Annotated in this window: 19 protein-coding genes; 14 read left to right on the top strand and 5 right to left on the bottom strand. The window is 33.0% G+C overall.

Features of this window, described 5'->3' with window-relative positions; genetic code table 11:
- Window positions 1-36: 36 nt before the first annotated feature.
- Window positions 37-2,097, bottom strand: a complete 2,061-nt coding sequence (locus EAG11_RS17330; RefSeq protein ID WP_129540268.1) for a M13 family metallopeptidase — start codon at window positions 2,095-2,097, stop codon at window positions 37-39.
- A 212-nt stretch (window positions 2,098-2,309) separates the two neighbouring features.
- Between EAG11_RS17330 and EAG11_RS17325 the strand changes: the two genes are divergently transcribed.
- From EAG11_RS17325 to EAG11_RS17310, 4 genes are all read left to right on the top strand, one after another.
- Window positions 2,310-2,975 (top strand): SCO family protein, encoded by a 666-nt coding sequence (locus tag EAG11_RS17325; protein ID WP_129540267.1) that lies wholly within the window; start codon window positions 2,310-2,312, stop codon window positions 2,973-2,975.
- 183 nt (window positions 2,976-3,158) lie between these two features.
- Window positions 3,159-3,389 (top strand): FeoA family protein, encoded by a 231-nt coding sequence (locus EAG11_RS17320; protein WP_129540266.1) that lies wholly within the window; start codon window positions 3,159-3,161, stop codon window positions 3,387-3,389.
- An 8-nt stretch (window positions 3,390-3,397) separates the two neighbouring features.
- Window positions 3,398-5,497 (top strand): ferrous iron transport protein B, encoded by a 2,100-nt coding sequence (gene feoB, locus EAG11_RS17315; protein ID WP_129540265.1) that lies wholly within the window; start codon window positions 3,398-3,400, stop codon window positions 5,495-5,497.
- Between the two features lie 6 nt (window positions 5,498-5,503).
- The gene (locus tag EAG11_RS17310) at window positions 5,504-5,626 is read left to right on the top strand and encodes a FeoB-associated Cys-rich membrane protein (protein ID WP_129540264.1); all 123 of its coding nucleotides are present in this window, start codon (window positions 5,504-5,506) and stop codon (window positions 5,624-5,626) included.
- Between the two features lie 233 nt (window positions 5,627-5,859).
- Here EAG11_RS17310 and EAG11_RS17305 read toward each other — a convergent pair whose 3' ends face one another.
- The 3 genes from EAG11_RS17305 to EAG11_RS17295 all read right to left on the bottom strand — a co-directional run bounded on the left by EAG11_RS17305 (window position 5,860) and on the right by EAG11_RS17295 (window position 8,942).
- Window positions 5,860-6,513, bottom strand: coding sequence for a metal-dependent transcriptional regulator (locus tag EAG11_RS17305; protein WP_129540263.1), 654 nt, complete (start codon window positions 6,511-6,513; stop codon window positions 5,860-5,862).
- Between the two features lie 98 nt (window positions 6,514-6,611).
- Window positions 6,612-8,480: an Nramp family divalent metal transporter gene (locus EAG11_RS17300; RefSeq protein ID WP_129540262.1), complete on the bottom strand. Its 1,869-nt coding sequence runs from the start codon at window positions 8,478-8,480 to the stop codon at window positions 6,612-6,614.
- Window positions 8,481-8,564: 84 nt separating this feature from the next.
- Window positions 8,565-8,942 (bottom strand): Fur family transcriptional regulator, encoded by a 378-nt coding sequence (locus EAG11_RS17295; protein ID WP_129540261.1) that lies wholly within the window; start codon window positions 8,940-8,942, stop codon window positions 8,565-8,567.
- A gap of 84 nt (window positions 8,943-9,026) precedes the next feature.
- Here EAG11_RS17295 and EAG11_RS17290 point away from each other — a divergent pair, with 84 nt between their 5' ends.
- From EAG11_RS17290 to EAG11_RS17245, 10 genes are all read left to right on the top strand, one after another.
- A complete protein-coding gene (locus tag EAG11_RS17290; protein ID WP_129540260.1) occupies window positions 9,027-9,377 on the top strand; it encodes a MerC domain-containing protein in 351 nt (116 codons plus the stop codon).
- A 128-nt stretch (window positions 9,378-9,505) separates the two neighbouring features.
- Window positions 9,506-10,417, top strand: coding sequence for an NAD(P)/FAD-dependent oxidoreductase (locus EAG11_RS17285; protein ID WP_129540259.1), 912 nt, complete (start codon window positions 9,506-9,508; stop codon window positions 10,415-10,417).
- Between the two features lie 183 nt (window positions 10,418-10,600).
- Window positions 10,601-12,877, top strand: coding sequence for a TonB-dependent receptor (locus tag EAG11_RS17280; protein WP_129540258.1), 2,277 nt, complete (start codon window positions 10,601-10,603; stop codon window positions 12,875-12,877).
- A 132-nt stretch (window positions 12,878-13,009) separates the two neighbouring features.
- Window positions 13,010-13,474 carry a thioredoxin family protein gene (locus EAG11_RS17275; RefSeq protein WP_129540257.1) on the top strand — a complete coding sequence of 155 codons (465 nt, stop codon included), beginning with the start codon at window positions 13,010-13,012 and terminating at the stop codon, window positions 13,472-13,474.
- 142 nt (window positions 13,475-13,616) lie between these two features.
- Window positions 13,617-14,792, top strand: coding sequence for a lycopene cyclase family protein (locus EAG11_RS17270; RefSeq protein ID WP_129540256.1), 1,176 nt, complete (start codon window positions 13,617-13,619; stop codon window positions 14,790-14,792).
- 16 nt (window positions 14,793-14,808) lie between these two features.
- Entirely contained in the window at window positions 14,809-15,606 is a 798-nt protein-coding gene (locus EAG11_RS17265; protein WP_129540255.1) for a tetratricopeptide repeat protein, read from the top strand.
- Window positions 15,607-15,705: 99 nt separating this feature from the next.
- Window positions 15,706-16,116 carry a BrxA/BrxB family bacilliredoxin gene (locus EAG11_RS17260; RefSeq protein ID WP_129540254.1) on the top strand — a complete coding sequence of 137 codons (411 nt, stop codon included), beginning with the start codon at window positions 15,706-15,708 and terminating at the stop codon, window positions 16,114-16,116.
- Between the two features lie 248 nt (window positions 16,117-16,364).
- Complete coding sequence (locus EAG11_RS17255; protein ID WP_129540253.1) at window positions 16,365-17,723, top strand: rhodanese-related sulfurtransferase; 1,359 nt, start codon at window positions 16,365-16,367, stop codon at window positions 17,721-17,723.
- A gap of 6 nt (window positions 17,724-17,729) precedes the next feature.
- Entirely contained in the window at window positions 17,730-18,971 is a 1,242-nt protein-coding gene (locus EAG11_RS17250) for a peptidase U32 family protein (RefSeq protein ID WP_129540252.1), read from the top strand.
- The gene (locus EAG11_RS17245; RefSeq protein WP_129540251.1) at window positions 18,971-19,201 is read left to right on the top strand and encodes a ferredoxin; all 231 of its coding nucleotides are present in this window, start codon (window positions 18,971-18,973) and stop codon (window positions 19,199-19,201) included. Before EAG11_RS17250 ends, EAG11_RS17245 begins: the two co-directional genes overlap by 1 nt.
- Window positions 19,202-19,259: 58 nt before the next feature.
- Here the strand turns inward: EAG11_RS17245 and EAG11_RS17240 are convergent, their stop codons facing one another.
- Window positions 19,260-20,276 (bottom strand): oxidoreductase, encoded by a 1,017-nt coding sequence (locus tag EAG11_RS17240; protein ID WP_129540250.1) that lies wholly within the window; start codon window positions 20,274-20,276, stop codon window positions 19,260-19,262.
- Window positions 20,277-20,698 lie beyond the last annotated feature (422 nt).

Raw genomic sequence — 20,698 nt, 5'->3', positions numbered from 1 at the left:
TGTCTTTAATAAGACAGCCGTTTTTTGTATATTATTTTACCAAATTTTAACTCGCTTTGATGGTTCGATGTACATGCCATCTCCTGGTTTTATAGAGAATGCTTCATAAAAAGCATCTACATTTTGTAACGGTACATAAGCACGGTACATTCCTGGAGAGTGTGGATCTGTTTTAACCTGACTTTTTATTGCTTCATCACGGCTTTTGGTTCTCCAAACTGTTGCCCATGATATAAAGAAACGTTGCTCAGGAGTAAATCCATCTATTAATCCTGGATTTCCATTCGCTTTTAAATACAATTGTAATCCGTCGTATGCAGCATTTATACCACCTAAATCACCAATGTTTTCTCCTAATGTAAACTTTCCATCTACATGAATTCCTGGTAAAGGCTCTAATGCGCTATATTGATTTGCTAGTGCTGTTCCTAAAGCAGTAAATTGCTTTAAATCATCTGCAGTCCACCAATCAACTAGGTTTCCATCTGCGTTGTAACGTGCTCCTGAATCATCAAAACCATGAGAAATTTCATGTCCAATTACAGCACCGATTCCACCGTAATTTACTGCTTCATCAGCTTGATAATTGTAGAAAGGAGGTTGCAAAATAGCCGCTGGGAATACGATCTCGTTATAGGATGGGTTGTAATATGCATTTACTGTTTGTGGTGACATTCCCCATACCGTTTTATCAACTGGCTGTTTGTATTTAGAAATGTTATCATTATAGCTCCATTTAGCTAGGTTAAGGCTATTGTCAAAATAACTTCCTCCCTCTTTTACATCTTTAATAACTAAGGCACTATAATCTTTCCATTTGTCAGGGTAACCAATCTTTATTGCAATTTTATTAAGTTTTTCAATTGCTTTTGTTTTAGTTGCTGCTGACATCCAAGGCAAATTAGTAATACGATTTTGGTATGCCAAAACTATATTCTGAATCATTTTCTCCGCTTTTACTTTTGCTTCAGCAGGAAACATTTTTTCAACATACAATTTCCCTAAAGATTCTCCGACAACTTGGTTTATCACCTGAAGTGCTCTTTCTTCACTTGGGCGTTGTTTCATTGCTCCTGTTAATGTTTTTCCGTAGAAATCAAAACTAGCATCTTCTATTTCTGTAGTTAACTGGGAAGTTACTCTATTTAAAGCACACCATTTTAAGTATTCTTTCCAAGCAGCAACTTTGTTTTCGGTAAAAATTGTTTGTAACGCTTTCATGTAACGAGGTTGTGTTACAATAATCGTATCTGCTTTTGCCATTCCAATACCTGCAAGATATTTATCCCATTGGATAGCTGGGGTCATCTTTTTAAGATCCGCAACTGCAGTTGGATTATATTGTAATCTTCCATCTCTACGCTCAACACGGTCTAATCTTGGAGCCGACATAGCAGTCTCTAAAACTAAAATTTGTGCAGCACTCTCTTTAGCCTTTTGTGGAGACTCACCTATAAACTGCAACATTCTTGCAATATGAAGCTCATACTTAGCACGCTTCTCTTTAGAGTCCTTATCTTCAGATATATAATAATCTTTGTCAGACAAACCTAATCTGCCAACACTTAAACTAACAGTATTTATTTTACTGTTCTTTTTGTCTGCACTAACATAAATTCCAAAAAAACCTGCCCCTCCTAAAGGTTCCATTTCTATTAAGAAATTCTGTAAATCTGCTACATTTTTGATAGCGTCTATTTTAGTCAAATAAGGTTTTAGTGGTTTAATTCCCTGCTTATTTCTTCCAATAGTATCTAAGATTGTATTAAAAAGCGCAATTGCTTTTCCTTGCTCTGTACTTGATTTGTACTTTTGACTTTTTGAAGCTTCCTTTAAAATAGCCAAAGCATCGTCATCTGTCTTCTGACGTAGTTCATTAAAGCTTCCCCATGCATTTCTATCACTTGGAATTTCTGTTTTATCTAACCAAGTTCCGTTTACATAACGAAAGAAATCTTGACTTGGCTTAACACTTTTGTCCATTAAAGAAACATCAATACCTGATGCTTTGGGCGCCACATTTTGCGCTTGAGACATTGAAAATCCTAACACTGCAGGAATAGCAAACAATAAATGCTTATTAATTTGTTTTTTCATAATTTGTTTTGGTTTAGTATTCACAAACGTATTGCTATTTTTTTGAATAAAAACAAGATTTTTATTTTCAAAACTCAAAATTGCTAATTATTCAATAAAAATAAAACAGTAAAACACTTACAATAAAAAAGCGCATCCTATAATTTGGTTAAAAAAAACAATGTTACCTTATTTAAATAGAGGTTTTTGTACTTTTGCACCAAATTATTTTTATGAAATCTTTACTCTACAAATACAGGAAATTTTTCTTGGTATTATTCGTATTTTCTGCTGTTACAATTTCATTGTTCTATTCTGCATTAAAACCTAGTAAAACATTACCTATTTATAATCCAACCGATGTAAATCCGGAACTGGTTGATAGCACCATGCAATACAAAAGCAAATATCATACAATTGCTGATTTCTCTTTTGTAAATCAGAACGGGGATACAATTACTCAAAAAGATTATGATGGAAAAATATATGTAGCCGATTTCTTTTTTACAACTTGTGGTTCTATCTGTCCAAAAATGACAGCTAATTTGGCCGATGTTCAAAAAGCGGTTTTAAATAATCCAAAAGTAAAGTTACTTTCACATACTGTGTTTCCTGAAACGGATAGTGTTCCTGTTCTAAAAGCATATGCTATAAAAAATGGTGTCATTGACAGCAAATGGAATCTTGTTACTGGTGACAAAAAAGAAATTTACACCATGGCTAGAAAGTCATATTTGGCTGTAAAACTGGGAAGACCTGATCAATTATACGATATGGTGCATACTGAGAACTTTATTTTAGTAGATCAAAAAAGACGCGTTCGTGGTTTTTACGACGGAACCAAAAAGGAAGATATTCAAAAACTAATAGAAGATATTAACTTTTTATCTGCTGAATAAGTTTTCCAATTTAAAATTCCTTTCAAAAGAGTTAATTCCCTGAATAAACGATTTTCATTTAACTTTTAATGAATCTGATTTCATATGTGAATTATATCTTAAAACATTGAAACCGTAGGATAAAACGACCTTAAATAAATATTAAATGATTAATATTGCAATATTAATTCAATCTAAATAAACTTGAAACACTCTATCCACTCCCTTAAAAAAGGCGAAAAAGCCACTATCAAAGAATTTGATATTGATCTCGTTCCGTTGAAATTATTAGAAATGGGTTGCTTACCAGGTAACATGGTCGAATTACTTCAAATTGCTCCATTTGGAGGTCCTTTATATTTGAATATTAATGGTTCACATGTAGCTATTCGAATAGAAACAGCACGTGTAATTGAAGTAGAAATAATCAAATAGAATTTGCAATGAGTATCCAAAATATAAATGTAGCCTTAATAGGTAATCCAAATACGGGAAAAACTTCGGTTTTTAATCAATTAACAGGTCTTAATCAACAAGTAGGAAACTATCCAGGAATTACTGTTGAGAAAAAAATGGGTTTCTGTAAATTACCCAACAATATCAAAGCCAACATTCTTGACTTACCAGGAACATATAGTTTAAATGCCAGCTCTATCGATGAGAACATGGTTATTGAACTTTTGTTGAACAAAAACGACAAATTATATCCAGATGTAGCATTGGTTGTTACAGATGTTGAGAATCTAAAACGAAACTTACTTCTTTATACTCAAATAAAAGACCTTGAAATTCCAACAATATTAGTTATTAATATGGCTGATAGAATGCAATCTAAAGGAATCACTCTAGATATTCCATATCTTGAAGAACATTTAAAGACAAAAATTGCTTTGATCAGTTCTCGCAAAGGACAGGGAATCGAAGAGCTTAAGAATATAATTGTTGACTACAAAAACATTCCGACTGAACCGTGCTTGAACGCATCAGTTATTGACCCGGAGTATTTTAAAAGCTTGCAACATGCTTTTCCTAATCAACTATTGTACAAATTATGGTTGGTAATCACTCAAGATGTTAACTTTTTAAATCTTGATAGAAACGAAGTCAGAAGTACCTTTACTAAATCGCACTCTGAGTTAAAACGTTTGCAACAAAAAGAGACAATTAAGAGATATCAATTTATAAATGATGTTTTAAAAGAAGGGTTAAAAGTAGACCATACAATAGCTACAGATTTCCGTGCGAAACTAGACCGCATATTAACTCATAAAGTATGGGGTTATGCTGTGTTTTTTGCCATATTGTTTATTATATTTCAAGCTATATTTCAATGGGCGGCTATACCAATGGATTTTATCGACGGTACATTTGCATCATTAAGTACATTAGCTTCTGAAAGATTACCAAGTGGAATCTTAACTGATTTAATTTCTCAGGGGATTATCCCCGGAATTGGTGGAATCTTGATATTTATTCCACAAATTGCGTTCTTATTCCTTTTCATTTCTATACTTGAAGAAAGTGGATATATGAGTCGTGTTGTTTTCCTTATGGATAAGATCATGCGTAAATTTGGATTATCAGGGAAGAGTGTGGTTCCATTAATTTCTGGAACAGCTTGTGCAATTCCTGCAATTATGGCAACTCGTAACATTGAAAACTGGAAAGAGCGGTTAATCACTATTTTGGTTACACCATTTACTACCTGCTCGGCTAGATTGCCTGTTTATACAATTATCATTGCATTAGTAATTCCCGACGAACGCCTTTTTGGATTCCTTAACTTGCAAGGATTGACCTTGATGTTATTGTATCTTCTAGGTTTTGGGATGGCAATTCTATCGGCTTATGTTTTAAATAAAATACTAAAAATAAAAAACAAAACGTATTTCGTAGTTGAAATGCCAAACTACAAAACACCATTATTCAAGAATGTTTTTATTAATGTAGTCGAAAAAACAAAAGCGTTTGTTTTTGGTGCAGGAAAGATAATCTTAGCAATATCTGTTGTTTTATGGTTTTTAGCCTCGTACGGACCCGGAAAGAACTTTAATGAAGCGGAAGCCATTGTAACAGAAAGACACAAAGACAAGCCTCTAGATGAATTTGAATACGAAGAAGCTGTTGCTTCACAAAAAATAGAGAACTCTTACATTGGAATAATGGGTAAAACCATCGAGCCTGTAATTTCTCCTTTAGGATACGATTGGAAAATTGGTATTGCAATCATAAGTTCTTTTGCTGCTAGAGAAGTATTTGTGGGTACATTAGCAACGATTTACAGCGTAGGAGGTACTGATGATGAGGCTACAATAAAAAGTAAAATGCAAGAAGAAATTAATCCTCAAACTGGTGAAAAAATATTCAATTTTGCTTCAGGAATCTCCTTGTTATTATTTTATGCATTTGCATTACAATGTGCCAGTACAATTGCAATTACCAAAAAGGAAACAAACTCATGGAAATGGCCAATAGTTCAACTAGTGTTAATGAGTGGATTAGCTTATATTGCAGCTTTGGTTGCTTATCAATTCTTAAAATAATGCATTATGATACAAGAAATTATAGCTTTTGCAATTTTAGCAGTAGCAATTGCTTTCTTAATTCGCAAATTTTTCTGGAAACCTAAAAATAAGAAAAACTGCGGAGACAATGACTGCGGTTGTCATTAAGAATAGGTACTGAGGTACTAAGATTAAAAAGACACTAAGAAACAAAGGTTCAAAGGTTGCTCAGTTTATGTATAAACGTGGCAACCTTTGAACCTTTTAAATTTTATTTATAGAAATCTCAGTAACCGAGCTGATGCTCTAGGTTAGGATAAAAATGTTTGGGTTCCTTATATCTGTAAAACAGAGTATACACTCAAAACTAACCTTTGAACCTTAGTACCTCAGTACCTTTTCTATAGCAACTTCACAAATAGGTTTGAAGCTATTTTATTAGAAATAGTTAGTTCTTTTTCATTTACTTTAATTTTTAGAGACAAATCGAAGCTTTCTTTTGATAGACATTCAATTTTTGAGCCTAAAGCTATTTCTTGTTTATCGAGATATTGCAAAAACTCTGATGAAGTATCTTTTACCCCTACACAAATACCAATTTGCTTTTCATTAAGTTCTGAAAGCAGTTGTTTTTCGACTTTAATAATTCGTCCTTGAGCATCAGGAATTGGGTCTCCGTGCGGATCTTCTGTTGGATTACCCAGAAAATCATCCAGTTTATTAATTAATTGTTCAGATTTGATATGCTCCAATTGTTCGGCAATATCATGAACCTCATCCCAAGAGAAATCAAGTTTATCTACCAAGAATACTTCCCATAAACGGTGTTTACGAACAATCATTTTGGCTGCTAGTTTTCCGTTTTCTGTAAGCGAAACTCCTTGGTATTTTTTATAATTAATCAAATCCTTTTCGGATAATTTCTTAAGCATATCTGTAACCGATGATGCTTTAGTTTCCATCATTTCAGCAATAGCATTGGTACTAACCTCAGCTTCTGAAGAAGTGGTTAAATGATAAATAGCTTTTAAGTAGTTTTCTTCTGAGAAGGTCATTTTTTTTAAGGTTCTAAGGCACAAAGACACAAAGGTTCTAAGGCTTTCTTTAGATTTTAAAAATCTTAGAACCTTAGAATCTCAGTAACTCAGCAATTTTATTTAACAATAAACAAAGGTATCGAAATTTTATGACGCAATTTGTCTACTGTTGTTCCAAAAATTAAATCTTTGAAGCCCGTATGTCCATGCGTTCCCATAACCAAAATATCAAAACTTCCTTTGTTTACAATGATCGGAATAATATTGTTTGGTTTGCCAAATCCAAGTTCAGTCTCGATTTTAAATCCTTTTGCTGTAAGCATCTCTTTATATTCTAACAACAGTTTTTCATCGATTGTCGTTTCATGGTCATCAACATTTTGACCATACATAAGAGCACCAACCGTTTCTACCACATGAATTAAAGTATAATTAGCATCTATCCCTCCTAATTCAAAGGCGCTGTTAATTGCTGCCTCATCTGCATTAGAGAAATCAACAGAAATCGCAATATTCTTTTTACTGTAAGTCTCTTTTACAGAAAAACGTAAAGAAAGGTTATGAGGGGAATGATTTTGTATGTCCGATTTTGCTCGTGCAATAAATGGTTTAAAAACAATATAAAGTAATAAAACTAAAAAGGCTATTGCCAAAGGTACCACTGTAACCCATAATATAATTGGATTCTCAGAAGCTTCTAACCAACCACTTATTTCATCATAAACTAATTTCCCATTTAATGATACAATAATTAAAGCAATAATCCACGCCGTAACCTGAGTTAATCTACTAATATGAAACCCTTTCATCTTTGTTTTATCGCTCACAAAATGTATCAAAGGTATAATTGCAAACCCTAATTGCAAACTCAGGATTACCTGACTCAAAATCAGCAGTTTTCCTGTTACACTTTCGCCATAAATCATGATTACGACTACAGCAGGCACAATAGCAATTAAACGTGTTATAATTCGACGAACCCAAGGTTGGATTCTTAAATTCAAATAGCCTTCCATAACAATTTGACCCGCTAGAGTTCCAGTAATTGTTGAACTCTGCCCTGCAGCAATTAAAGCAACCGCAAAGAGGATTGGCGCCCATTTGGTTCCTAAAAGTGGTTCTAGAAACTGATGCGCATCTTGAATCTCAGCAACTTCAAACATCCCATTTCGATGAAAGGTGGCAGCAGCAAGAATTAAGATAGCAGCGTTTACAAAAAAAGCAAGATTAAGAGCAATCGTTGAATCTATCAGATTGTATTTTAATGCCTGTTTGATTCCTGCTGGGCTTCTGTCAAATTTTCTAGTTTGTACCAAAGAAGAATGCAGGTATAAATTATGAGGCATTACTGTTGCTCCGATAATACCAATTGCAATATATAAAGCTGCAGAATTAGGAAGTGATGGGATCAATCCATACATTACCTTATCTAGTTCAGGTTCAGCAAAAATCATTTCAAAAACAAAAGAAAAACCTATAATTGCAACCAAGACAATTATAAAAGCTTCCATTTTTCGAATGCCTTTATTAATCAAGAAAAGCAATAAAAAAGTATCTAATACAGTAATTAAAACCCCTTCAATCAGCGGAATATCAAATAATAAATTTATACCAATTGCCATTCCTAAAACCTCGGCAAGATCACAGGCAGCAATGGCGACTTCGGCAAGAATGTATAATATATAATTGATGAATTTAGAATAGGTTTCTCTTGAAGCTTGTGCTAAATCACGTTGGGTTACAATTCCTAATCTAGCACTAAGACTTTGCAATAACAGAGCCATTAAGTTACTCATTAACAAAACCCAAAGTAAAGCATATCCAAATTGGCTTCCACCCGCAATATCAGTCGCCCAGTTTCCTGGATCCATGTATCCAACGCTCACTAAATAAGCAGGACCAAGAAAAGCTAATATTTTTCTAAAAACAGATTTTTTATTTTGCGTTTGAACCGATTGGTTAACTTCTTCTAGAGATTTAGTCATTTCATAAAAATTATTAAAGCAAATATATACAAAAATTGCATTGCTCAAACATTATTTTTAGCCTTGTCTAAATGTTAAATAAGATTATAAACAATTCGGACACAATCCCGAAAGAGTAAAATTCACATCGTTAACCTTATAATTACGGGGAATTATATAGCTTGGTTGGACGTTTTCCATACAAGTAACTTTCAAACATTTTTCACAACTAAAGTGTACATGATTGTGAATATGCACATGATTCTCATGATGGCATTTAGCATATTTAATAGTTCCATCAAGATTTACGATTTTATGGATGACATCTTCATTGACCAAACGGTCTAAAATTCTATAAATCGTAACCCGATCACATAAGTCCTGAGTCAATTTATGAATCTCTGAATGAGATAATGCCGAATCTGAATTGGTAATTAAATCTAAAATGGCTCCTTTGGCCACGGTATTACGGGTAATTTTCATGAATAAAATATTAACGCAACATAGTTGCATTTGAAATAATTTTCTATATTTGCAACATAATTGCATTAAGCTAATATACACAATATGAAGACAAAAACAACTTTTAATTGGGACTTTTTAGGGATTTCAAGCGCAACGATATGCCTCGTACATTGTTTAGTGTTTCCTATATTAACAATACTTCCACTTGGCATAACCCATAATCCTACAATCGATTTACTTTTTGCATCCATCGGTTTTTTTGCAGTTATAAAAATAGTAAAAAAAGCGACTCTACTTGTTAGTAGTATTCTGGTTTTATCAATAACACTAATTTTCATAAGTATAATTATAGAAATTATATTAGATGTTCACACCTACCTAATCTTTATTGGGGGAATTGGGATGATAGTTGGTCATTTTATAAATTACCTAGGTCATAAAAAACAAGAATAAAATACTGCAGCAAATTAAAATAATCTTTGTGCCCAAAATAATGTTACTGATTATCTAAAAAGGTAGCTTTTAAACACAAACCCATTCCCTAAACCTAGAAATATTTCGCAATTCTAAAATATAAAATAATGATAAATAGCAACAAATATGATGTTATAATAATTGGTGGTAGTTATGCAGGCTTTTCAGCAGCAATGGCTTTAGGACGTTCGTTGCGAAAAGTGTTAATCATTGATAGCGGTAAGCCTTGCAACCAACAAACCCCATATTCACACAATTTCATAACTCACGACGGAAAAAAACCCTCGGATATAAATACTAGGGCAAAAAAACAAGTCTTAAAATATCCAACTGTGACTTTTTTAGAAGACAAAGTTAGCAAAGCTCTAAAAGGAGAAACTAATTTTGAGATAAAAACAGAAAAAGGAGAAACATTTACTGGTAGGAAACTACTTTTTGCAACTGGCTTAAAAGATCTATTTCCACAAATAAATGGGTTTGCAGAATGCTGGGGAATTTCAGTATTACATTGCCCATATTGCCACGGATATGAGGTAAAAAATGAAAGAACTGGCATTATTGCAAACGGAGCCATTGGTTTTGAATTTACAAAAATGATTTCCAATTGGACAAAAGACCTAAGCGTTTTTACGAATGGTGAAACATCACTAACCAAAGAGCAAAACGATATACTTGAAAGAAACAATATTACCATTGTAGAAGATCAAATAGATTACTTTCAGCACAATGATGGAAAAATAATAAATATTGTTTTTAAAAACGGAACAAAAACAGCTATTAAAGCACTTTATGCAAAACCTCCTTTTGAACAGCACTCCTATGTGCTACAAGAATTAGGTTGCGAAATAACAGATCAAGGACTTATAAAAGTTGATTCTTTTCAGAAAACAACTATCAACGGGATTTATGCAGCAGGTGACAATTGTACCGTTGGACGATCACTAGCTCTGGCTGTTTCTTCTGGGTCTGTAGCTGGTGCTATAATAAACAAGGAACTTATAGAGGAAGATTTCACTTAGTTGAAATACAATTTTATTAATGCCATTATTTATTAGCTATAGATAGATTTGTTTTCAATTAAATGTAAGCGGTTCATTGTTCGTAATAAACCGCTTTTTAATTGAAGAATGATATTTAACTGCGTAAGAATTTTATTTGTCGAATATAATTTTTAGATTTGTCTAAAATATAATTTATATAAAATGAAATATTTATTTACAATAGCGCTGTTTTCGGTACTTCAGATCTCATTTTCACAAAATACAGCTACAATTTCTGGTAGAGTAACTATTGAAAATCAAGAGAACCTACAAGCGAATGTTCAATTATTAAAAACTAATTACAAAACCCAAACCGATAGTTTAGGATATTACAAATTAGAAAATGTTCCTCAAGGCAATTATAAAATTCAAATTTCATCCCTTGGATTACAAACTTTAACAAAAAGCATTTCTACAAAAGAAAATCAAACATTGACTTTAGATTTTGAATTATCTAGCGATGAAAACGAGCTAAACGAAGTAGTAATTTCAGGTACATTAAAGGCGATAAAAAGGCTAGAAAGTGCTGTTCCTGTAGAAGTTTACACACCAGTATTTTTTAAGAAAAACCCAACAGCTAATATTTATGAAGCTTTGCAAAATGTAAATGGAGTCCGTCCTCAGCTTAATTGTGGTGTTTGTAACACTGGAGACATTCATATAAATGGTCTCGAAGGTCCTTATACTGCAGTAATGATTGATGGAATGCCAATTGTGAGCAGTTTATCAACCGTTTATGGATTATCAGGAATTCCGAATTCACTGGTTGAAAGGATAGAAATTGTGAAAGGCCCAGCATCATCTTTATACGGAAGTGAGGCTGTTGGAGGTTTAATTAACATCATAACAAAAAGTGCAGACAATGCACCCGTTTTTTCTGCTGATGTTTTTACAACGAGTTGGCTGGAAACAAATGTAGATTTAGGAGTAAAATTCAATGCTGGAAAAAATGCAACAGCTTTACTGGGAGTTAATTATTTTAATTACAACCAAAGAATCGACAATGATAATGATGGCTTCACAGATGTCACGCTTCAGGATCGCGTATCAGTATTTCAAAAATGGACTTTTAAAAGAAAAGAAAATAGAATCTTCACTATTGCAGGGCGTGGCATGTATGAAGATCGCTGGGGTGGCGATTTGCGCTGGGAGAAAAAATACAGAGGTGGTGATGAAATTTATGGAGAAAGCGTTTATACCAAACGTGCCGAACTTATAGGAAGCTATCAATTACCGACTGATGAAAAACTGATATTCTCATTCTCAGGTAATGTACACTATCAGGACAGTCGCTACGGAACTACCTCTTATATTGCCAACCAAAAAATAGGTTTTGCTCAACTTACTTGGGATAAGAAAATTAAAAATAACGATTTGCTAGCAGGAATAGCGTCACGTTACACTTATTATGACGACAATACAACTTCTACACAAGTGCAAGGAAAAAACAATCCAGACAAAACATGGTTGCCTGGTATATTTTTGCAAGATGAAATAACATTTACAGAAAAACACAAAATACTCCTAGGACTTCGATACGATTATAACTCTATCCACGGGAACATTGTAACACCTAGATTTGCCTATAAATTAAAATTCAATGACAATAATATCCTTCGTTTTAATGCTGGAACCGGATATCGAGTAGTGAATTTATTTACAGAAGACCATGCCGCTCTAACTGGTTCAAGAGAAGTAGTTATTGCTAATAATCTAAATCCTGAAAAATCAATCAATGCCAATATAAACTACATCAAGAAAATATACTTTAACAGTGGTACATTTATTGGTATCGAAACGACTGCTTTTCATACTCGATTTAGCAATAAAATAATTGCGGATTACGATACAGACCCAAACAAAATCATTTATGACAACATTGATGGGCACGCTGTAAGTCAGGGAATCAGCACAAACATTGACGTAAACTTCAATAACGGATTAAAGTTAATTGCTGGCGCAACGATCATGGATGTTACAAATATTGAAAACGGAGTCCGTGAAAGACCATATTTAACAGAAAAATTTACAGCAACTTGGAGTGTTTCGTATAAAATCAATCCAATTGATTTAGGAATTGATTATACCGGAAATTTATACAGCTCAATGAAATTACCTTTATTAGGCGATAACGATCCTAGAGACCCAAACTCGCCATGGTATAGTTTGCAAAATATTCAGTTTACCTACACAGGTTGGAAAAATTTTGAGTTGTATGCAGGAATTAAAAACCTACTTAACTTTACTCCAAAACGAAACAATCCATTCTTGATTTCCAGAACAAACGATCCTTTTGATAAAAATGTTGACTACGATGCAAACGGAAAAGTACTTGCAACTCCAAGTAACCCATACGGAATGACATTCGACACAACATATGTTTATGCTCCAAATCAAGGAATACGCAGTTTCTTTGGATTACGCTATAACCTGAGGTGAAAATAATTTATGCCACAGATTATAAAAATTAAAAGAATTTCAAACCATTGTGTACTTCGCGTATCCCGATAGTTATAGGGACTGTGCCCTTTGCGGTTAAATTATCGCTGACAAAAAACAAAACAAAAACAAATGAAAAAGCTAATTCTAATTATTTTCTTGATAGGGATTAACTCCAATGGATTTGCTCAACTACGTTCCTATTCGTTTGAACAAATAGACAGTTTACAGCAAATTCAAAAACGGAAAGTTATTGTTTTTATCCACACCGATTGGTGCAAATATTGTCAGGCGATGAAAAACTCAACTTTTAAAAACAAAACTATAATAGCTCAACTCAACTCCGAATTCTATTTTATTGATTTACATGCAGAAGAAAAAAGAACAATCCGTTTCAATAATCAAAAATTCAATTATAAATCAAACGGAAACTCAAGCGGAGTTAACGAATTAGCGATTCAGTTAGGCACCGTTAACAATCAACTAGCTTACCCAATCATTTGTGCTTTAAATCCCGAAAATGAAATCATATTCCAAGACACAAACTATCGCAATGCAAAAGACTTTGAAGTAATATTAGCAAAGTTGAAAGAATAAAAAATCAACCATGTAAGTCATATAACTTCATTAAAATAAAGCCCTTAAACTTGTTTTTACTTATATGGTTATAAAAAAAATTATTGAATAAACGCAACGAATTAAAATTACCTATTTTTGATAAAAATAGTACTACCAAAACATGAAGCATTTCGATTACATTTTTACAGGAACTGGTTTATCAGCAATGATGACAGTTTATAAGATGGTGCTATCTGAGAAGTTTATTGGAAAAACTATTTTATTAATTGATGAGGATTTAAAAAAAACCAATGACCGGACTTGGTGTTTTTGGCAAAAAGAGTCCTCAATTTGGGAAAGTGTCATTTCAAAAAAATGGGATACCGCATTATTTGCCAATGAAAGCTTTAAAAGAAATTTAGGTTTAAGTCCTTATCAATACAATCAAATTCGTAGTTTAGACTTTTATAATTTTGTTTTTGAATTTATCAAGGAACAAAAGAATGTTACCTTTCTTAACGACAAAGTAACTGATATTAATGAACTTGACACACATGTTTTTGTAGCGACTTCGACTAATACATTTACTTGCAATCAACTTTTAAATAGCATTTATAACAAAGCATTAATCGAAAACCAACAACAATATCCTGTTTTACAGCAGCACTTTATTGGGTGGTTCATCAAAAGCAAACAAGATCTTCTTAATCCGGAACAAGTTACATTCATGGATTTTTCAGTTGAACAAAAAAACAACACTCGGTTCATGTATGTTTTGCCAACATCAGAAAAAGAAGCTTTAGTAGAATATACCTTATTTTCGCATACCCTTTTAGAAAAACAGGAATACGAATCGGAGATTAAAAGCTATATTCATAATTTAGGCATTCAAGATTATGAGATAGTTGAGAAAGAAAAAGGAAGTATTCCGATGACCTGTTACCCCTTTTGGAAGAGAAACACTAAACGTGTACTGAACATTGGTACAGCAGGTGGATGGACAAAGGCGAGTACAGGGTACACATTCAGGAAATCAGATAAAAAATCGACACAATTGGTTGCGTTTCTTGAAACTCAAAATACTAAACCTTCGACACCAATTAAAATGTCCTCGTTCCATAAAAAAGATAAGTTCTGGTTTTATGACTTGCTCTTATTAGATATACTCGACAGAAATAACGAGCTCGGAAGTGACATATTTTCAGATATGTTTCAAAAAGGAAACCCAGTGTTGATTTTTAAGTTCTTAGACGAAGAAACTAACTTTATTGAAGATGTTAAAGTTATTTTAAAGTGTCCTAAAATACCATTTATAAAAGCGTTATTTAGAGTGATTTTTCTTTCAAAGAAATTCTAACTCTAAACGATAACCATTGAAAAAAATTATTTTAGGTTGCAGCTTTTTAATTCCCTTTCTCACATTTGCACAAGTTCCCAAAAACAAGACACAAGACGCTATTGTTAAACAATCTCTGGATAGTTGTGCTTATAAATACAATTATACATTCCAAATGCAAGAATGGCAAAGCTGTATCGATGAAGGTTTAAAAAAAGACAGCACAATAGCTTATTTATGGCAACAAAAAGCAATGCCGTATTTTAAATGCAAAAAGTACGAGGTTGGAATGTCTTTTTTAGACAAGGCTGTTTTATATAATAAACAGGAATGGCTTCCCTATAGAGGTTTTATAAAATGCATTTTTTCAAGAACATATAAAGAAGCGATCAAAGATCTGGAAGAATGCATTAAACTTTATGGAAATGGTTATGTAATGGATCATACCTATAGTTTTTATATCGGACTTTGCTATTTACAATTAAACGAATATGATAAAGCGGAAAAGGTTTTTGACGATTATGTAAATGACATTTACAAAAATAGACAACAATTAGAACATCCTACGGCATATTTTTATCAGGCGATAGCAAAATATGAACTACAAAAATGGGATGAAGCAATTGCAATTTTTGATAAAGCATTAAAAATCTACCCACAATTTTCGGATGCAAAATATTATAAAGCAATTTGTTGGCTGAAATTAGGAAAACCAAAAGAAGAAGTGGTTGCCTTAGTTGGGCTTGCAAGAGAAGATGCAGCAAAGGGATTCACTATTAATGAGGACAATACCGTTTACGAAACGTATCCATATCAAAAAAAGTTCAGCAAATAAGAATTAAACTATAACAAAACTTTATACCTGAATTAAAGTTCTTGTTTTTAAACTTTGTAACTTTGCAATTCGAAAAAGTTAAACTAAAAAAATAAAAATATGTATCCAGAAGAAATGGTAAAACCAATGCAAGCTGAATTAACAACTGCAGGTTTTCAAGATTTACATAGTGCAGCAGAAGTTGATAACGCAATCAAATCAGAAGGAACAACACTAGTAGTTGTAAATTCAGTATGTGGATGTGCAGCAAGAAACGCACGTCCAGGAGCAAAAATGAGCTTAGAAGGTGCTAAAAAACCGGACCATTTAATCACAGTTTTTGCAGGAGTTGATAAAGAAGCTGTTGATGCAGCTAGACAACATATGTTCCCTTTTCCTCCATCTTCGCCAAGTATGGCATTATTTAAAAATGGAGAGTTAGTTCATATGCTTGAGCGTCACCACATCGAAGGTCGCCCAGCTGAATTAATTGCAGAAAACTTAAAAGATGCTTTCAACGAGCACTGTTAATATTTAAGCTCCTAAGGTTCTGAGTTGCTCAGATTCTGAGGTTCAAAAGAAGCAAAGATTTAAAAAAGCACTATTAATTTAGTGCTTTTTTTGTTTGCAGTCTTTGTTCTTTCTCCTTCAATCTTTCGAAACCTTAGTGCCTCTTTATTAAGCCTTTGAACCTTTGCAACTCTGAGCCTTTGCAATTTCATAACTTTTTCCTTACCTTTGCACCTCAAAATATTTCTCAACTTAAAACTGTTTATAGCATGCAACTGTATAACACTTTGAGCGCAGAAGAAAGAGCCATCATGATTGATGATGCAGGTAAACAACGTCTTACGTTGTCTTTCTATGCGTATGCAAAAATTCAAGATCCCAAAAAATTTCGCGATGATTTATTTCTAGCCTGGAACGCACTCGATGCTTTAGGCCGAATCTACGTTGCCAACGAAGGAATAAATGCTCAAATGAGTATTCCGGAAGAAAATTTAGAAGCTTTTAGAGCAACTTTAGAAGTCTATGACTTCATGAAAGACTTACGCTTGAATATTGCTGTTGAGCATGATGATCACTCCTTTTTAAAATTAACCATTAAAGTACGTGACAAAATTGTTGCTGACGGTCTTAACGACGATACTTTTGATGTTACAGATATAGGCGTTCACCTGAAGGCCAAAGAATTTAACGATATCCTAGAAGATCCAAATACAATTGTAGTTGATTTTAGAAATCACTATGAAAGTGAAGTTGGTCATTTTAAAGGTGCCATAACTCCAGATGTAGAAACTTTTAGAGAAAGTTTACCGATAATTAACGAGCAACTTCAAAATCATAAAGAAGATAAAAACTTGGTAATGTACTGCACAGGTGGAATTCGTTGTGAGAAAGCAAGTGCTTACTTTAAACATCAAGGGTTTAAGAATGTATATCAACTAGAAGGTGGAATCATTAATTACAAAAAACAACTTGAAGAAGAAGGTTTAGAAAGTAAGTTCATTGGTAAAAACTTTGTATTTGATAATCGTCTAGGCGAAAGAATCACTGATGATATTATTTCACAATGTCATCAATGTGGAAAACCTTGTGACAATCATACCAATTGTGAGAATGACGGATGTCATTTATTGTTTATCCAATGTGATGAATGTAAATCGGCAATGGAAAACTGCTGTTCTACAGAATGCCTTGAAGTTATACATATGCCTTTGGTAGATCAGGTAAGAATGAGAACTGGAAAACAAGTTGGGAACAAAGTGTTTAGAAAAGGAAAATCAGAAAATTTAAAATTCAAACATTCTGGTGAACTACCGGATACAGCTTTGGCAGCGGCTGAGAAACCAGCAGATATTCGCCAGAAAATAAAAGTAAAAAAAGTACTTCTTGGTAAAGCTGAACATTACTATGTAAAAGCACAAGTTGGTCTTTTTACTATCGAAAATCAAGAGTTAAACACTGGTGACACCATCTTAATCTCTGGACCAACTACAGGTAACCAAGAATTGGTTTTAGAAAAAATGATGGTTAACGACACTGTAAATACTACTGCTAAAAAAGGAGATAGAGTTACTTTTGAAGTTCCCTTTAGAATTAGATTGTCGGATAAAATCTATAAAATTTTAGACTAATCCATCATGACAATAAACAATACAATTGAACTTATGGCTCCCGCAGGGAGCTTTGAGTCACTTCAGGCTGCGCTTGATAATGGCGCAGATTCTATTTATTTTGGAGTAGAACAACTCAACATGCGAGCACGTTCAACGGTAAACTTTACTATGGACGATTTGCAAGAAATTGCTGCTCGTTGTGCAACCAAAAACGTTCGAAGTTACCTTACGCTAAACACAATTATTTATGACCACGATTTATCGGTTGTAAAAACGTTGTTAAACAAAGCCAAAGAAGCCAATATTACAGCCGTAATTGCATCCGATCAAGCCGTAATTGCGATGGCAAGAACAATTGGTATGGAAGTACATATTTCGACACAGCTGAATGTGACCAATATCGAAACCATAAAATTTTACAGCTTATTTGCAGACACAATGGTTCTAAGTCGAGAATTGAGTCTACGTCAGGTAAAAAGTATTACGGATCAAATTGAGAAAGAACAAATAAAAGGTCCGAATGGAAATTTAGTTGAAATCGAAATTTTTGGACATGGTGCTTTATGTATGGCAGTATCAGGAAAGTGCTATTTGAGTTTACATTCGCATAACTCCTCGGCAAACCGTGGCGCTTGCAAGCAAAATTGTCGTAAAAAATATACTGTTATAGACCAAGAAACTGGTTTTGAAATCGAAGTCGATAACGAGTATTTGATGTCTCCTAAAGATTTATGTACGCTGGATTTTCTTGATCAAGTAATCGATTCTGGAATTCAGGTTTTAAAAATAGAAGGTCGTGGACGTGCTCCCGAATATGTGGCAACAGTAATAAAAACATATCGCGAAGCTATCGATTCCTATTACGATGGTACTTTTTCAAATGATAAAACGGCAACCTGGATGGAAGCTTTGAATACTGTTTACAATCGTGGTTTTTGGTCAGGGTATTACCTAGGACAAGAACTAGGTGAATGGAGCGATATTCCGGGATCAGCAGCAACGCAAAAGAAAGTCTATGTAGGTAAAGGAACTCACTTTTTTCCAAAAGCTGAAGTTGGGCAATTTAAAATTGAAGCTTACGACATTAAAATTGGGGATAGAATTCTTGTAACTGGGCCAAGTACAGGGGCTCAGGAAATGGTAATCGACGAAATGTATGTAAATGACATTGTAGCTGATAAAGCAACAAAAGGGGATGATTGTACCTTCAAACTTCCTTTCAGAATCAGAATGTCTGATAAATTATATAAAATTGTTGAGGTATAATGGTTATTGTAACATTACAAAGAGACAAGTGTATTGGGTGTAATTACTGTGTAGAAATGGATTCTTTACATTTTCAGATGTCAAAAAAAGATGGAAAATCAGTTTTGATACACTCAGTAAATGCAAAAGGCTTTTTTACTTTAAAGTCATCAAATCATACTATTGTAGAAAGCTGTGAATTGGCCGCAAAAGCCTGCCCAGTAAAAATCATTACGGTAAAAGAAACTTAAAAAGAAAAACCTATTCTAAATATCAAATGAATAGGTTTTTCTTTTTTATAAGGTTAAATTAATGTCTGTTATCACAATTTAAAAAGATGTCAGGTTCATTTTTATCTAAGAATGAAATCCCTGGGCAACCGAAAGAAACGTATTCAAAACCAAAAACCACCTCAGGTTTATTCTTAAACAGTTTACCAGTCCATTGACTAACTTCTTTATCTTCACTATTGTCATTTAATTGTGCAATCGAGTTGCCTTCGCTCTCACGGTAATACTTGTCACAAACTATCTGGTTTGTTTTTTCTTCTTTAACAATTAGCCTTCTCAACACTACTGTTTCTTCTTTTAGATAATCCTGTAAAAAGTATTCAAATCCATTTGATTTATAACTATAAGCCATTTTTTTGCTTGCCGTTTTTATCAAATTATTATATTCTGGATTTAGAGCCGTAGCAGGTGCCTTAGCAATTGTTGTTTCTTTCCATTTTATGGCTTTCAATTGCTTCATTGCAAAAGGATTCTTTGAGCCAATGCAAACTAGAGTATTCAAATAATAGGAGTTAAATCCTTTTAGCAATTGAGGATCTAGTGCAAATCCAATCATATAATCATGTTGTGAATAAGGCCAATCGGCTCCGTATACATTTATAGCTGCTACTACTTGTAGGGATTTCACAGAAAATACATTGATATTATTAGTAGCATAATCGTAGACATAAACACTATCTTTTTCTGATATTTTCATTTTAGATAGCATTCTATTTCTATATGTCGAATTCAATACTAGATATTGAGCGTCTTTTTCTCCTAATTTTTTGACATCAGGAATAGCAAGAGAGTCTTTATGTTCGCTTAATTGATATTTATCAGACAATGATATTAACGCAATGGTATCTTTTTCGCCAAAAATTGAATTAACATTATATATATCCAAATCAGATATTTTTTGCGTTTCTACTGTTGCAACACTGGTAGGAGTAGTGTCTTTTTTAGCTGAATTTATATTTTTTTGATCTAAAGACTTTTTATTCGTACAGCTAATAAAAAAAGGGATTGCGAATAAAACGTAAAATAATTTGTTCATGGTTTTTTGTTGTAAATAGTATAAAATAGATTGATAATATTTGAAGGTATTGACAGTAATCTCAACAGCAAAATAATAATTTGCAAAGTTGTAGCGAATGACTCATGTCAATGAGGGATATTTCGTTTTTTTAATCAATACTCGAGCTTAAGATTTTAAGATAAAACCTATAAATATAACCCAAATATAAGTTTAAATAATTATTTTAGAATAATCAGAATAGCTTTTTTGGTTAAAAAAACTATTCTTAAATAGTAAGTTCTTTTAACTAAGACAAATAAATAACAAGAGAATTTTCTCTTAAATAGTACTGCCTTTTGTATTTAACGTAGCATTAGTGTTAATCCATTAAAAAGCAAACTAAAAAAAATACTATCTTTACACATTAATCTTTTTAAGAACTTAAGTTGCATTAATTGCAA

This window comes from Flavobacterium sp. 140616W15 (assembly GCF_003668995.1).
GTDB lineage: Bacteria > Bacteroidota > Bacteroidia > Flavobacteriales > Flavobacteriaceae > Flavobacterium.
The sequence above is the reverse complement of the archived record's forward strand: the minus strand, read 5'-3'. Positions and strand labels throughout refer to the sequence as shown.